General features: G+C 62.9%; 14 protein-coding genes. 6 read left to right on the top strand and 8 right to left on the bottom strand.

Translation table 11 applies throughout. From position 1 onward, the window contains the following. Positions 1–33: 33 nt before the first annotated feature. The 6 genes from argR to acs all read right to left on the bottom strand — a co-directional run bounded on the left by argR (position 34) and on the right by acs (position 6706). Positions 34–1014, bottom strand: a complete 981-nt coding sequence (argR, locus tag KH389_RS08065) for a transcriptional regulator ArgR (RefSeq protein WP_043860286.1) — start codon at positions 1012–1014, stop codon at positions 34–36. 107 nt (positions 1015–1121) lie between these two features. Then, a complete protein-coding gene (locus KH389_RS08060; protein WP_043860285.1) occupies positions 1122–1886 on the bottom strand; it encodes an ABC transporter ATP-binding protein in 765 nt (254 codons plus the stop codon). Between the two features lie 65 nt (positions 1887–1951). Then, on the bottom strand, positions 1952–2650 hold the full coding sequence (locus KH389_RS08055) for an ABC transporter permease (protein ID WP_054916584.1): 699 nt from the start codon (positions 2648–2650) through the stop codon (positions 1952–1954). After that, complete coding sequence (locus tag KH389_RS08050; protein ID WP_054916585.1) at positions 2647–3336, bottom strand: ABC transporter permease; 690 nt, start codon at positions 3334–3336, stop codon at positions 2647–2649. The genes KH389_RS08055 and KH389_RS08050 overlap by 4 nt, the downstream gene beginning before the upstream one ends. A gap of 90 nt (positions 3337–3426) precedes the next feature. Continuing rightward, entirely contained in the window at positions 3427–4209 is a 783-nt protein-coding gene (locus KH389_RS08045; RefSeq protein ID WP_043860283.1) for an ABC transporter substrate-binding protein, read from the bottom strand. A 535-nt stretch (positions 4210–4744) separates the two neighbouring features. Further along, complete coding sequence (gene acs, locus KH389_RS08040) at positions 4745–6706, bottom strand: acetate--CoA ligase (RefSeq protein ID WP_043860282.1); 1962 nt, start codon at positions 6704–6706, stop codon at positions 4745–4747. A 414-nt stretch (positions 6707–7120) separates the two neighbouring features. On the opposite strand from acs, the gene KH389_RS08035 reads away from it, so the two are divergent. Further along, positions 7121–7381: a DUF2790 domain-containing protein gene (locus KH389_RS08035; RefSeq protein ID WP_043860281.1), complete on the top strand. Its 261-nt coding sequence runs from the start codon at positions 7121–7123 to the stop codon at positions 7379–7381. Positions 7382–7468: 87 nt separating this feature from the next. Here KH389_RS08035 and KH389_RS08030 read toward each other — a convergent pair whose 3' ends face one another. After that, positions 7469–9028, bottom strand: a complete 1560-nt coding sequence (locus KH389_RS08030; protein WP_043860280.1) for a sigma-54-dependent phenylalanine hydroxylase transcriptional regulator PhhR — start codon at positions 9026–9028, stop codon at positions 7469–7471. Positions 9029–9300: 272 nt separating this feature from the next. Here KH389_RS08030 and phhA point away from each other — a divergent pair, with 272 nt between their 5' ends. The 5 genes from phhA to KH389_RS08010 all read left to right on the top strand — a co-directional run bounded on the left by phhA (position 9301) and on the right by KH389_RS08010 (position 13355). Further along, complete coding sequence (gene phhA / locus KH389_RS08025; protein WP_043860279.1) at positions 9301–10089, top strand: phenylalanine 4-monooxygenase; 789 nt, start codon at positions 9301–9303, stop codon at positions 10087–10089. Between the two features lie 44 nt (positions 10090–10133). After that, the gene (locus tag KH389_RS08020; protein ID WP_036994257.1) at positions 10134–10490 is read left to right on the top strand and encodes a 4a-hydroxytetrahydrobiopterin dehydratase; all 357 of its coding nucleotides are present in this window, start codon (positions 10134–10136) and stop codon (positions 10488–10490) included. Next, the gene (locus KH389_RS08015; protein WP_100634671.1) at positions 10490–11683 is read left to right on the top strand and encodes an amino acid aminotransferase; all 1194 of its coding nucleotides are present in this window, start codon (positions 10490–10492) and stop codon (positions 11681–11683) included. Before KH389_RS08020 ends, KH389_RS08015 begins: the two co-directional genes overlap by 1 nt. Positions 11684–11886: 203 nt before the next feature. Next, on the top strand, positions 11887–12018 hold the full coding sequence (locus tag KH389_RS27500) for a hypothetical protein (protein WP_255002693.1): 132 nt from the start codon (positions 11887–11889) through the stop codon (positions 12016–12018). Between the two features lie 137 nt (positions 12019–12155). Further along, on the top strand, positions 12156–13355 hold the full coding sequence (locus KH389_RS08010) for an MFS transporter (protein ID WP_058540765.1): 1200 nt from the start codon (positions 12156–12158) through the stop codon (positions 13353–13355). Here KH389_RS08010 and arfB read toward each other — a convergent pair. Beyond that, positions 13349–13762, bottom strand: a complete 414-nt coding sequence (arfB, locus tag KH389_RS08005) for an alternative ribosome rescue aminoacyl-tRNA hydrolase ArfB (protein ID WP_043864296.1) — start codon at positions 13760–13762, stop codon at positions 13349–13351. The genes KH389_RS08010 and arfB overlap by 7 nt on opposite strands. Positions 13763–13806: the final 44 nt, after the last annotated feature.

Below are 13806 nucleotides of genomic sequence, written 5' to 3'. Positions count from 1 at the left end.
GTTTGCCGCCGAAGGTCGCGCTGCGCTACCGAATCAGCCGCGCTCGGCAGGCGCCGACGATAACTCGAACGGGCTGTTGCTGCGGCGCTGGTTGCGGTCTTCGCGTGGCGTTGCGCCAAAGAAGTTGCGGTACGCGCTGGAAAAATGCGGCCCCGACGAGAACCCGCACGACAGGCCGATCTGGATGATCGACTTGCTGGTCTGCATCAGCATCTGGCGCGCCTTGTTCAAGCGCAGCTCCAGGTAATACTGGCTGGGCACCCGATTGAGGTACTGCTTGAAGATCCGCTCCAGCTGCCGGCGCGATACGCACACATGCTGGGCAATCTCGTCGGTGGTCAACGGCTCTTCGATATTGGCCTCCATCAGCAGCACCGCCTGGGTCAGCTTCGGATGGCTGGAGCCCAGGCGATTCTGCAGCGGGATGCGCTGACGCTCGCCCCCCTCGCGAATGCGCTCGACCACCAGCTCTTCGGACACCGCACCGGCAAGCTCGGCGCCATGGTCACGGGCCAGCACGGCCAGCAGCAGGTCCAGTACCGACATGCCACCACAGGCGGTCAGCCGATCGCGATCCCAGTCGAACAGGTGGCTGGTGGCGATGACCTTGGGGAAGCGCTCGGCGAAGTCATCCTGCCAGCGCCAGTGCACCGCGGCGCGATAACCATCCAGCAGGCCCAGCTGGGCCAGCGGATACACACCTGCCGAAAGACCGCCCACCACGCACCCCGAGCGCACCAGTTGCTTGAGCGCGCTGCCCAGCGCCGCGCCTACCGCCTGCGGCGGCTCATCGGCCAGCAGAAACAGCTTCTGGCAACCTTCCAGCCGCCCCACCCAGGCTTCGCCAGGCAAACGCCAGGCGCCCTCCGGCGCAGGTTCGGCCTGCAGGAACAGCAACTCGTAGACCACTTCGGGGTGCACCTTCTGGGCCACCCGCAAGACCTCTTCGGCCAGCGCCAGGGTCAAGGCCTTGGTGCTGGGCCAGAGGAGAAAACCGATTCGCTGGGTGGTCATTGGGTAAGGTCCGAAACCTGAGAGGAGTCTGGGAGAAAAGCCTCGATCGAGGCGCAGCATGCCCTATTCTGGTGCAAAGCGGCAGCCTCGAACTGTAGCACGGTCGATTATTTCAGGCTGCCGGACAGGAACTGCTGCAACCGCTCGGACTGCGGGTTGACCAGCACTTCACGCGGGTTGCCGCTCTCTTCGACCACACCCTTGTGCAGGAACACCAGCTGGTTGGACACCTCGCGGGCGAAGCCCATCTCGTGGGTCACCACCACCATGGTGCGGCCTTCCTGGGCCAGCGCCTGCATCACCTTGAGCACATCGCCCACCAGCTCCGGGTCCAGCGCCGAGGTCGGCTCGTCGAACAGCATCACTTCAGGCTCCATCGCCAGTGCACGGGCAATCGCCACACGCTGCTGCTCACCACCGGACATATGGCCCGGGTAGGCATCCTTGCGATGGGACACACCGACCTTGGCCAGGTAGTGCTCGGCCTTTTCCAGCGCGTCCTTGCGGCTCATGCCCAGCACGTGCACCGGTGCCTCGATGATGTTCTCCAGCGCAGTCATGTGCGACCACAGGTTGAAGTGCTGGAACACCATCGACAGACGCGAGCGCATGCGCTGCAACTGCTTGGGGTCGGCCGCCTTCAGCGCGCCGTCCTTGTTCGCCACCAGCTTCAACTCTTCGTTGTTGAGCAGGATCTTGCCGGCATGCGGCTGCTCGAGCAGGTTGATGCAGCGCAGGAAGGTGCTCTTGCCCGAGCCGCTGGAGCCGATGATGCTGATCACATCGCCCGCCTTGGCCGCCAGGGACACACCCTTGAGCACTTCGTGACTGCCATAGCGTTTGTGCAGGTCTTGGACTTCGAGTTTGTACATGCTGTCGGTTCTCACAAAGCGTCAGTCCCGGGCCTGCGCCCGGGGCGAAAAAGTTGCCGCCGGGCTCAGCCCTTGCGCGGCGCCAGGTAGCCGAGCCAGCGGCGTTCAGCCAGCTTGAACAGGCGCACCAGAATGAAGGTCAGGCACAGGTAGAACACACCGGCGGTGATGTACGCCTCGAACGGCAGGTAGTACTGGGCATTGACCGTGCGCGCCGCACCGGTGATGTCGATCAGGGTCACGATCGACGCCAGGCTGGTGGTCTGCAGCATCATGATCACTTCATTGCTGTACTGCGGCAGCGCCCGGCGCAGGGCCGAGGGCAGCAGGATGCGGCGGTACATCTTGACCCGCGACATGCCCATCGCCTTGGCCGCTTCGATCTCGCCGTGGGGCGTGGCCTTGAGGCTGCCGGCGATGATCTCGGCGGTGTAGGCACTGGTATTGATGGCAAAGGCCAGGCACGCACAGAAGGTCGCACTGGACAGCCACGGCCACAGGAAGCTCTCGCGCACCGCCTCGAACTGGGCCAGCCCGTAATAGATCAGAAACAGCTGCACCAGCATCGGCGTGCCACGAATCACGTAGGTGTAGAGCCAGGCGCTCATGTTCACCAGCGGCTGCTTGGACACCCGCATCAGGCCCAGCGGCACTGCCACCAGCAGGCCGAACAGCAACGACAGCGCCAGCAGCTTGAGCGTGGTCAGCATGCCGCTCAGGTACAGCGGCATGGCTTCCCAGATGACGTTGTAATCGAAAATCATAGATCAGCCGCCTTTACGCCAACCGAGTAGCGTTTCTCGAGGTAACGCAGGGCCAGCAACGAGACGCTGGTGATCACCAGGTACAACGCCGCGACCGCCAGGAAGAACGTGAACGGCTCGCGGGTCGCGTCCGCCGCCTGCTTGGCCTTGAACATCATGTCTTGCAGGCCCACCACCGAAATCAGTGCGGTGGCCTTGGTCAGTACCAGCCAGTTGTTGGTGAAGCCAGGGATCGCCAGGCGAATCATCTGCGGCACCAGCACCCGGAAGAAGATCTGCAGGCCGCTCATGCCATAGGCCATGCCGGCTTCGGCCTGCCCCTTGGGGATGGCCATGAAAGCGCCGCGGAAGGTTTCGGACAGGTATGCACCAAAGATGAAGCCCAGGGTACCGATACCCGCCATCAGCGGATTGAGGTCGATGTAATCGTCGAAACCGAGCAAGGGTGCGACGCGGTTGAGCAGGTCCTGACCGCCGTAGAAGATCAGCAGGATCAGCACCAGGTCGGGGATCCCGCGGATCACCGTGGCGTACAGGTCGCCCAGCCAGGCCAGCCAGCGCACCGGCGACAGCCGCAGCGCCACGCCGATCAGGCCCAGTACGATGGCCAGGGCCATGGACGACAAGGCGAGCTGTAGCGTCAGCCATGCTCCATCGAGGATGACTGCCCCGTAGCCTTTCAACATGTTGAGGTCCTCGACCTTAGGGATGAAAAAATGGTGCAAACCTCAGCGCTTCTGCTGCTTGCACCATTGAACAGGTGAAACGTCGACGGATTACTGCGCGTCAGGGCCGTAGATGTCGAAGTTGAAATACTTGTCCTGGATCTTCTTGTACTCGCCATTGGCACGGATGCCGTCGATGGCGGTGTTGATCTTGTCCTTCAGGGCGTCGCCCTTGCGCACGGCGATACCGATACCGTCACCGAAGTACTTGGCGTCGGTGAAGGACGGGCCTACGAATGCATAGCCCTTGCCGGCGTCGGTCTTGAGGAAACCGTCTTCGAGCAGGGTAGCATCGGCCACGGTGCCATCCAGACGACCGGCGGCAACGTCCAGGTAGATTTCGTTCTGGGTGCCGTAGGGAACGATGGTGGCGCCTTTGGGGGCCAGCACTTCCTTGGCGAAACGGTCGTGGATCGAGCCACGCTGAACGCCGATCTTCTTGCCCTTGAGTTCGTCCAGGCTGTCGCTGACGGTGGTACCGTCCTTCATCACCAGGCGGGCCGGCGTGAGATAGTAGCGCTTGGTGAAGTCCACGGACTTCTTGCGATCATCGGTGATCGACATGGACGACAGGATGGCGTCGATCTTGCGCACCTTGAGCGCCGGGATCAGGCCGTCGAATTCCTGCTCGACCCAAACGCACTTGACCTTCATCTCTGCACACAGCGCGTTGCCGATGTCGTAGTCGAAGCCCACGATGCTGCCGTCCGGCGCCTTGGAAGCGAACGGTGGGTAGGCGGCCTCGATGCCGATCTTCAGTGGTTTTTCATCAGCCAGCGATGCCAGGGAAAACACGGACAGCGCCAGGGCGCCAAGCAGTGCGAGTTTCTTCATCTGGGAACTCCATCGGTAAAGGGCAATACGTGACAGGCCGATTGGCCGTCGACGTTGCGAATGGGTACAACGCGAGCTGCGCAGGGCTCGACGAAACAGGGTCGAGGCATCACGAGCGAGTGATTGGCATTTTAGCGACAGCTCCGAACCCGATATTTCTTCAATGCGACAACTAGTTACAGAAGCGCCGGAAGTCAGGGCCGGAGATATTGACAGCTTTCGCGGAATATGCAAAAGCGAGAGACAAATAACCTATCAATCAAGCAATAACCGCGCCCATTATTGGCAAAGCCTTGTAATCCGGCAAGTGCAGCGTGGCAGCCATGCAAAATTGGCGTGGTGGATGCGCCCGGATCGGGCGGCGGCGTTTCCCAATGCCCCGTTTGTGTGCGAAACCGGTGACAGAAAAGGTTACCGATGAAAGTCGGCGTAACAGGCATGAAAAAGCCCCGCAGTGCGGGGCTTTGTGCTGACAGCCAACCGGCCCTATCGCCGGCAGGCCGACCCCTACAAGGGCCGGCCTGCCGGCGATGACTCAGGCCGACGCCAGGTTCATCGACTTGTGCGTGTCGATCAGGTGCTGCACCACACCCGGGTCGGCCAGCGTCGAGATGTCGCCCAGGCCGTCGTACTCGGCCGTGGCGATCTTGCGCAGGATACGGCGCATGATCTTGCCCGAGCGGGTTTTAGGCAGCCCTGGTGCCCACTGGATCACGTCTGGCGAGGCGATCGGCCCGATCTCCTTGCGTACCCAGTTCTTCAGCTCCAGACGCAATGCTTCGCTCGGCTCCTCGCCACCGTTGAGCGTGACGTAGACATAGATGCCCTGCCCCTTCAGATCATGCGGCACACCGACGACCGCCGCCTCGGCGACCTTCGGGTGCGCAACCATGGCGCTCTCGATCTCGGCGGTCCCCATGCGGTGGCCCGAGACGTTGAGTACGTCGTCGACCCGGCCGGTGATCCAGTAGTAGCCGTCTTCGTCGCGGCGCGCGCCGTCACCGGTGAAGTACATGCCGCGGAAGGTCTTGAAGTAGGTGTCGACGAAACGGTCGTGATCGCCGTACAGCGAACGCGACTGGCCCGGCCACGAATCGAGGATCACCAGGTTGCCCTCGGCGGCGCCGTCGATCAGGTTGCCCAGGTTGTCCACCAGCGCCGGCACCACGCCGAAGAACGGACGGGTGGCCGAGCCCGGCTTGAGCGCAGTGGCGCCCGGCAGCGGGCTGATCAGGATGCCGCCGGTCTCGGTCTGCCACCAGGTGTCGACGATCGGGCAACGCTCCTTGCCCACGGTGGTGTGGTACCAGTTCCAGGCTTCAGGGTTGATCGGCTCGCCCACCGAGCCCAGCAGGCGCAGGCTCGAACCGTCGGCATCCTTCATGGCCGCCTGACCTTCGGCCATCATCGCGCGAATGGCGGTGGGCGCGGTGTAGAGGATGTTGACCTTGTGCTTGTCGACGATCTTCGCCACACGGGTGATGTCCGGGTAGTTCGGCACGCCTTCGAACAGCAGGGTGGTGGCGCCGTTGGCCAGCGGGCCATAGACGATGTAGCTGTGACCGGTTACCCAGCCCACGTCGGCGGTGCACCAGTACACGTCACCAGGGCGATAGTCGAACACGCGCTCATGGGTCAGCGAGGCGTACACCAGGTAGCCGCCAGTGGTGTGCAGCACGCCCTTGGGCTTGCCGGTGGAGCCGGAGGTATAGAGGATGAACAGCGCTTCTTCGGCGCCCATCTCTTTCGGCGCGCAGTGGGCAGAAGCCACTTTCATCAGGTCTTCGTACCAGATGTCGCGGTGCTGGTGCCAGGCAATGTCGCCACCGGTGCGCTTGCACACGATGATCTTCTGCACGCTGGCGGTTTCCGGGTTGGTCAGCGCCAGGTCAACGTTGGCCTTGAGTGCGGTACGACGCCCGCCACGCAGCCCTTCGTCGGCGGTGATCACGACCTTGGACTTGCAGTCGATGATGCGCCCGGCCAGCGCCTCGGGCGAGAAGCCGCCGAACACCACCGAGTGGATCGCGCCGATACGCGCGCACGCCAGCATGGCGACCACGGCTTCGGGAATCATCGGCATGTAGATGGTCACCACGTCGCCGCGGTGCACGTCCTGGCCACGCAGGGCGTTGGCGAACTTGCAGACCTGCTCGTGCAGTTCGCGATAGGTGATGTTGCGGTGCTCGGAAGGGTCGTCGCCTTCCCAGATGATCGCCAGCTGATCGCCACGCTCGGCCAGGTGACGGTCCAGGCAGTTGTAGGAAACGTTCAGAGTGCCGTCGGCAAACCACTTGATGTCGACATGGTGGTCGTCGAACGAGGTCTGCTTGACCTTGGTGAAGGGCTTGATCCACTCGAGGCGCTGAGCTTGCTCGCGCCAGAAGCCGTCAGGGTTGATCACCGACTGCTGGTACATGGCCTTGTAGGTCGCCTCGTCGGTCAGCGTGTTGGCCGCAACCTCGGGACGCACGGGATACAGGGGAGCCGCACTCATCTTTGTTACCTCGGTGTAATAGTTGTTTTTGTATGACCTCGTTTTAACTGTACCAGAGCGCCAAGGGCCATTCGACGTTGGTAGTAACGGGACCTGCATTTGGTCCAACACTGCGCGTCGACCGCTCTGGCACGGGCGCTCCAGCGCGGCAACAGATAGAAAAATAAATCCCGAGGTGAAATTTCAACTGATTGTTACAGTTTCCGCCAACAGTGTTTATCAAAACGGGCTCTGTTTCGGGGCCCGCCACACTCCTAGAATTCACCTCGCCAGCAACGGCAACGCGAATTAACTGGTAACAGCCCCCACGAAGGCATGTTAATCCCGCGATAACCCTGAAAGTTTCAACTTGCTGCACACGCCGCGCCACAAGCGCAGCGTGACCCCTTACGACCTTAGACAGGTAACTTGAAGATGAAAGCTTTACTGGTATTGGCACTCGGTAGTTTTTGCGCATCGGCCATGGCGGCTGAAGTTGCAGATGTTTCCGCCGAGCAGATTCCGGTTGAACAATACAGTTACTCGCAACATCTGGACATCGCCAAAGTCATTTCCATGACCGAAGTCCCGAACGTCTGCGAAGTGGTTCCGGCCCGCATGACCTACGAGGACTCCCAAGGCCAGAAGCACATTCTCGAATACCGCGTCATGGGTAACGGGTGCTCCAACGGCTGATAGAGCACACTGACGGTAGTTGCGCCTCGGGCCTTGTGTCGACGAGGCGCACCCTCGCTGCAAACAGTAACTTCCCCGCCTTTCAAGTCACTCCACAACTTTGCCGATTGCGTAATCACGCAACTTGTTGGCAATGGTGGTATGCGAAACGCCCAGGCGTTTACCCAGTGCTCTGCTACTGGGGAATTCACCCTGCAAACTTTCAAGTACGGCTTTTTCGAAACGACCGACTATTTGCGACAAGTCACCTTCCAGGGAAAACTCGCCCAAAGGTTGGCGCGCGCCATAATCGGGCAGGCGAATATGCTCGGCCTTGACCACCCCGCCGTCGCACAATGAAACCGCCTGGAACAGTACGTTCTCCAGTTGCCGCACGTTGCCCGGCCAATGGTATTGGCTCAGGCGCTCCATCGCCGCCGGTGCCAGGCTCGGCAACGGGCAGCCGATCTGACGGCTGGCCTGGTCGAGAAAATGCTCCACCAGCGGCGCCAGGCCGTCCAGGCACTCGCGCAGCGGTGGAATGTGCAGCGACAGCACGTTGAGGCGGTGATACAGGTCCTGGCGAAACTCGCCGCGGGCGCACAACTCCGACAAGTCCACCTGGGTCGCGCAGATCACCCGCACATCCAGGTACACCTCCTCGTCACTGCCCACCCGGCGAAAGCAACCGTCCTGCAGAAAGCGCAACAGCTTCACCTGCAGGCGCGGGCTCATCTCACCCACGCCGTCGAGAAACAGCGTGCCGCCCGCGGTCAGTTCCAGCAGGCCAAGCTTGCCCTCGGCGCGGGCGCCTTCGAACGCCCCCGGCCCGTAGCCGAACAGCTCGGTCTCGGCCATCGACTCGGGCAGCCCGGCACAGTTGAGCGCCATCAGCGGCGCCTGCCCACGCGGACTGGCCAGGTGGCAGGCACGGGCCAGCAGCTCCTTGCCGGTACCGGTCTCGCCCTCGATCAGCAGTGGCGCATCCAGCGGCGCCATGCGACGTGCCTCGCGCACCACCGCCGCCATCACCCTGGAGCTCTGGAAAATGCTGTCGAACCCACGCAGCTCCTGCTTGCGCACGTTGTAGATGCGTTCGCCGATGCGGTCAGCCCGGTGCAGGGTCAGCACGGCCCCTGCCAGCGCCTCGCTGTCATCGTGCTCGGACTGCAGCGGTGCGATATCGGCCAGGAACACATCGCCTTTGATCTTCACCCGCAAGCCGTTGATGCGTGACTTGTTGGCCCGCACCAACTCCGGCAGGTCGAAATCCTCGGCATACCGCGACAATGCAATGCCCGGCACTTCGTCCACCCGTACCCCGAGCAACTGCGCCGCCGAACGGTTGGCCGCGACGATCGAGCCCCCCATGTCGATCGACAGCACCGGAAAATCCAGCGCACCCAGCAAGGCATTGAGCTCCATGTGCCGGCGCTCGCTGGGCATCAGGCCCACGCGCTTGACCCCGAACACACCGGTAATGGCTTCGAACTTGGGGCGCAGCGCCTGGAACTGCAGGTTGATCAGGTTCGGGCAGTGCAGGTAGATGGCATTGCCATGCTCGCCCCCCACCTCGCCGCGGGCCACGTTGATCCCGTACTCGACCAGCAGGTTGAGCATGTCGCGCAAGATACCGATGCGGTTCTGGCAGTGCACTTTGATACGCATGAAAGGTCCTACAAACAAGAAGACGAGGCCAACCATCTGCACAACGGCATGAATTCTCGTAAAGAATACGTTACAAAAAGGCGGATTCACAGCTACCAGCACCTGCGTTTTCTCGGCACTTCGGCACCACCGTAAAATCTGCGTTACAAAAATACGGTTGAACCGCGCGCCGGGCACAAGGCAACGGGATGCAAACACCAGGGTGAGGGGGTATTCCTAGGGCATGGCGAAAGCCACCCTATAACAATAAAGGCCCTCATCAGGAGAGCAGCATGAAACAGACGCACTACGTGGCCCGCGAGCCCGATGCGCAGGGTTTTATCGATTACCCGCCGCAGGAACATGCGGTGTGGAATACCCTGATCACCCGCCAGCTGAAGGTGATCGAGGGGCGCGCGTGCCAGGAGTACCTGGACGGCATCGAACAACTGAACCTGCCTCATGACCGCATTCCGCAACTGAGCGAGATCAACCAGGTACTGGGCGCCACCACCGGCTGGCAAGTTGCCCGCGTGCCGGCCCTGATCCCCTTCCAGACCTTCTTCGAACTGCTGGCCAGCAAGCGCTTTCCGGTGGCCACCTTCATTCGCACCGAAGAAGAACTCGACTATCTGCAAGAGCCCGACATCTTTCACGAGATCTTCGGCCACTGCCCGCTGCTGACCAACCCCTGGTTTGCCGAATTCACCCACACATACGGCAAACTCGGCCTGGCCGCGACCAAGGAACAGCGCGTCTACCTGGCCCGCCTGTACTGGATGACCATCGAGTTCGGCCTGGTGGACACCCCGCAGGGCCGCAGGATCTACGGCGGCGGCATCCTCTCCTCGCCCAAGGAGACCGTCTACAGCCTGTCCGACGAACCGGAACACCAGGCCTTCGATCCGCTCGAGGCCATGCGCACGCCGTATCGCATCGATATCCTGCAGCCGGTGTACTTCGCCCTGCCGCAGCTCAAGCGCTTGTTCGACCTGGCCCACGAAGACATCATGGGCATGGTTCAACGCGCCATGCAGCTGGGCCTGCACGCCCCCAAATTCCCCCCCAAGGTGGCCGCTTGAGCCACCCTGTACACCTATAACAACCACTTGCGGAAGAATCACCTATGAACGCCTTGAACCAAGCCCATTGCGAAGCCTGCCGTGCCGACGCCCCACAGGTCAGCGACGAAGAACTGCCGGTACTGATCAAGCAGATCCCGGATTGGAACATCGAAGTGCGCGACGGCATCATGCAGCTGGAAAAAGTGTTCCTGTTCAAGAATTTCAAACATGCCCTGGCGTTCACCAACGCAGTGGGCGAGATCTCCGAAGCCGAAGGCCATCACCCTGGCCTGCTGACCGAGTGGGGCAAGGTCACCGTGACCTGGTGGAGCCACTCGATCAAGGGCCTGCACCGCAACGACTTCATCATGGCCGCGCGCACCGATGAGGTCGCCAGCACCGCAGAAGGTCGCAAGTAATGCACTTCGGCGCCATCGCGCGCGTGCCGGGCGACCCGATTCTGGGGCTGATGGAGGCGTACGCCAGGGACACCAACCCCGACAGGTTCGACCTGGGGGTTGGCGTGTTCAAGGACGCCCAGGGCCTTACCCCGGTGCCCAGGGCGGTCAAGCTGGCCGAACAGCGCCTGCTCGACGGCCAGACCAGCAAGAGCTACGTAGGCGGTCACGGGGATGCAGCCTTCGGACAACTGATCGCGCAACTGGTACTCGGTGACGACGCGCCACTGCTCGCAGCCCGGCGCGCAGGCGCCACGCAAACCCCGGGCGGCACCGGCGCACTGCGACTGGCGGCGGAGTTCATCCGCCAGTGCCTGCCAGGGCGTGGCATCTGGCTGAGCGACCCGACCTGGCCGATCCACGAAACGCTGTTCGCCAGTGCCGGCCTGAAGGTCAGCCACTACCCCTATGTGGGCGCAGACAACCGCCTGAACGTGACCGGCATGCTCGCGGCACTGGAATCGGTGCCCACGGGCGACGTGGTGCTGCTGCACGCCTGCTGCCACAACCCCACCGGCTTCGACCTGTCGCAGCAGGACTGGCAGGCGGTGCTGGAAGTGGTCAAGCGCCGCGAACTGCTGCCGCTGATCGACTTCGCCTACCAGGGCTTCGGTGACGGGCTGGAGCAGGATGCCTGGGCCGTGAGGCTGTTTGCCCAGGCCCTGCCGGAGCTGCTGGTGACCAGTTCGTGCTCGAAGAACTTCGGCCTGTACCGCGAGCGCACCGGTGCGCTGCTGGTATGCGCCGACAGCGCCGAAAAGCTGCAGGATGTGCGCAGTCAGCTGGCATCCATTGCACGCAACTTGTGGTCGACGCCGCCAGACCATGGCGCGGCGGTGGTGGCGACGATTCTTGGCGATCCGGCGCTCAAGCGCCTGTGGGCCGACGAAGTCGACGCCATGCGCCAGCGCATCGCCATGCTGCGGGTCGGCCTGGTCGAGGCGCTGCAGCCCCATGGGCTGAGCGAGCGGTTCGCGCATATCGCCGCGCAACGCGGAATGTTCTCCTACACCGGCCTCTCACCGCAGCAAGTGACGCAACTGCGCGAGAAGCACAGTGTGTACATGGTCGGTACCGGGCGGGCGAACATCGCCGGGGCGGATGCGGCCAGGCTGCAGGTGCTGGCGGCGGCCATCGCGGACGTCTGTCGCTGAAGCCTTCGTCGGCAAGGCCGGCTCCTACAGGGACGACGTCGATCCGTGTAGGCGCTGGCCGTGCCGGCGAAGCCGCTGAAGGCCACCAATCAGCAGGAAAATTCATACTGTCATCCAGACTCCTGTATCCTGCCCAGGCTTTATCGAAGCCAAGCGCGCCTTGCGCAGCCTTTCCACCTTATAAACTTGCGAGGAACGACGAGATGCATGAAATCCCGAATCTTCCCTTCCCAAGCCTGAACCAAGCCGAGCAGCCTGCTGCTCCTCTCAGCGCCGAACCTGCCCACGTGGCAGATTCCGATGGCGACGAAACCCCGAGCGCCGAACAGGAATAAACCGCGCACTACCCGGCGTGTGAAAACCACTACGACAGGGGACGACCCCGGCAACGGGTTTTCACACCGCCAAGAACCCTCCCCGCGCTCCACAGGTCTATGATAGGCACTCCAGCCCGTCACCTCCCGGACCTTCCATGCCTGTCACACCGCGCCCCCTGGCGGTCACCCTGCAAGTCGTCTCCATCGTGCTGTTCACCTTCATCGGCTACCTCAACATCGGCATTCCCCTGGCCGTGCTGCCCGGCTTCGTGCACGACACCCTGGGGTTCGGCGCCGTGGTCGCCGGCCTGGTGATCAGCGTGCAATACCTCGCCACCCTGCTCAGCCGCCCCTATGCCAGCCGCCTCATCGACAATCAGGGCTGCAAGCGTGCGGTGATGTACGGCCTGGCCGGCTGCGGCCTGAGCGGCGTGTTCATGTTGCTGGCCGCCTGGCTGCAGGCCACGCCCTGGATGAGCCTGACCAGCCTGCTGGTGGGGCGCCTGGTGCTGGGCAGCGCCGAAAGCCTGGTGGGTTCGGGCGCCATCGGCTGGGGCATCGGCCGGGTGGGCGCGCAGCACACCGCCAAGGTGATCTCCTGGAACGGCATCGCCAGCTACGGCGCGCTGGCCATCGGCGCACCGCTGGGGGTGGTGCTGGTACAGCAACTGGGGCTGTGGAGCATGGGCGTGAGCATCCTGCTGCTGTGCGCGGCAGGCCTGGCGCTGGCCTGGCCCAAGCAGGCGGCGCCGATCGTCAGTGGCGTGCGCATGCCGTTTCTGCACGTGCTGGGGCGGGTGTTCGGGCATGGCTCGGGGCTGGCGCTGGGCTCGATCGGCTTTGGCACCATCGCCACCTTCATTACCCTGTACTACGCCAGCCAGTCCTGGCACAACGCCGCCTTGTGCCTGAGCCTGTTCGGCGCCAGCTTCATCAGCGCACGCCTGCTGTTCGGCAACCTGATCAACCGTCTGGGCGGCTACCGTGTCGCCATTGCTTGCCTGAGCGTGGAGACGATCGGCCTGTTGCTGCTGTGGCTGGCCCCCAGCGCCGAACTGGCACTGGCCGGTGCGGCACTGAGCGGCTTCGGCTTTTCGCTGGTATTCCCGGCGCTGGGGGTAGAGGCGGTCAATCTGGTGCCGGCGGCCAACCGCGGTGCCGCGGTGGGGGCCTACTCACTGTTCATCGACCTGTCGCTGGGTATCACTGGACCACTGGCGGGGGCCGTGGCGGCAGGTTTCGGCTTTGCCTCGATCTTTCTGTTTGCGGCAATCGCCGCCTTGTGCGGCCTGCTGCTCAGCCTTTACCTGTACCGCCAGGCACGACTGAACCCGGTACGCCACACGCTTCAGTAGTCGATCTTGCCGCGCCCGGCCTTGATCGCCCCGCGCTTGCTCTTTGACTCCAGGCGACGGGTCTTGGAGCCCAGGGTCGGGCGCGTAGGCCGCCGCGCCTTCTCGACCTTCACCGCCGCCAGAATCAGTTCGCGCAAGCGCTCCAGGGCGTCGGCCCGGTTCTGCTCCTGGGTACGGTATTGCTGGGCCTTGAGCACGATCACCCCGTCGCTGGTGATCCGGCTGTCACGCAGGCCCAGCAACCGCTCCTTGTGAAACGGCGGCAGTGAGGAGGCATTGATGTCAAAGCGCAGGTGCACGGCGCTGGAGACCTTGTTGACGTTCTGCCCACCGGCGCCCTGGGCGCGAATGGCGTTCAATTCGATCTCGTCATCGGGAATGTGCACGGCGTTGGAAATGATCAGCATGGGCCTGGCTTTGCGCGAATTGGCCTTCAGGATACCCGCCCTGG

It is taken from the genome of Pseudomonas qingdaonensis (assembly GCF_018398475.1).
Classification (GTDB): Bacteria; Pseudomonadota; Gammaproteobacteria; order Pseudomonadales; family Pseudomonadaceae; genus Aquipseudomonas; species Aquipseudomonas palmensis.
Note: the sequence above shows the minus strand (reverse complement) of the source record. Positions and strands in the feature narration are given on the sequence as shown.

What these genes read in the sequence shown, in the direction of transcription:
- KH389_RS08050 (WP_054916585.1), bottom strand. Translation starts at nt 3,336, where the DNA reads ATGTTGAAAGGCTACGGGGCAGTCATCCTCGATGGAGCATGGCTGACG.
- KH389_RS08060 (WP_043860285.1), bottom strand. Translation starts at nt 1,886, where the DNA reads ATGTACAAACTCGAAGTCCAAGACCTGCACAAACGCTATGGCAGTCAC.
- KH389_RS08020 (WP_036994257.1), top strand. Translation starts at nt 10,134, where the DNA reads ATGAACGCCTTGAACCAAGCCCATTGCGAAGCCTGCCGTGCCGACGCC.
- KH389_RS27500 (WP_255002693.1), top strand. Translation starts at nt 11,887, where the DNA reads ATGCATGAAATCCCGAATCTTCCCTTCCCAAGCCTGAACCAAGCCGAG.
- argR (WP_043860286.1), bottom strand. Translation starts at nt 1,014, where the DNA reads ATGACCACCCAGCGAATCGGTTTTCTCCTCTGGCCCAGCACCAAGGCC.
- acs (WP_043860282.1), bottom strand. Translation starts at nt 6,706, where the DNA reads ATGAGTGCGGCTCCCCTGTATCCCGTGCGTCCCGAGGTTGCGGCCAAC.
- KH389_RS08045 (WP_043860283.1), bottom strand. Translation starts at nt 4,209, where the DNA reads ATGAAGAAACTCGCACTGCTTGGCGCCCTGGCGCTGTCCGTGTTTTCC.
- KH389_RS08035 (WP_043860281.1), top strand. Translation starts at nt 7,121, where the DNA reads ATGAAAGCTTTACTGGTATTGGCACTCGGTAGTTTTTGCGCATCGGCC.
- KH389_RS08010 (WP_058540765.1), top strand. Translation starts at nt 12,156, where the DNA reads ATGCCTGTCACACCGCGCCCCCTGGCGGTCACCCTGCAAGTCGTCTCC.
- arfB (WP_043864296.1), bottom strand. Translation starts at nt 13,762, where the DNA reads ATGCTGATCATTTCCAACGCCGTGCACATTCCCGATGACGAGATCGAA.
- KH389_RS08015 (WP_100634671.1), top strand. Translation starts at nt 10,490, where the DNA reads ATGCACTTCGGCGCCATCGCGCGCGTGCCGGGCGACCCGATTCTGGGG.
- KH389_RS08055 (WP_054916584.1), bottom strand. Translation starts at nt 2,650, where the DNA reads ATGATTTTCGATTACAACGTCATCTGGGAAGCCATGCCGCTGTACCTG.
- phhA (WP_043860279.1), top strand. Translation starts at nt 9,301, where the DNA reads ATGAAACAGACGCACTACGTGGCCCGCGAGCCCGATGCGCAGGGTTTT.
- KH389_RS08030 (WP_043860280.1), bottom strand. Translation starts at nt 9,028, where the DNA reads ATGCGTATCAAAGTGCACTGCCAGAACCGCATCGGTATCTTGCGCGAC.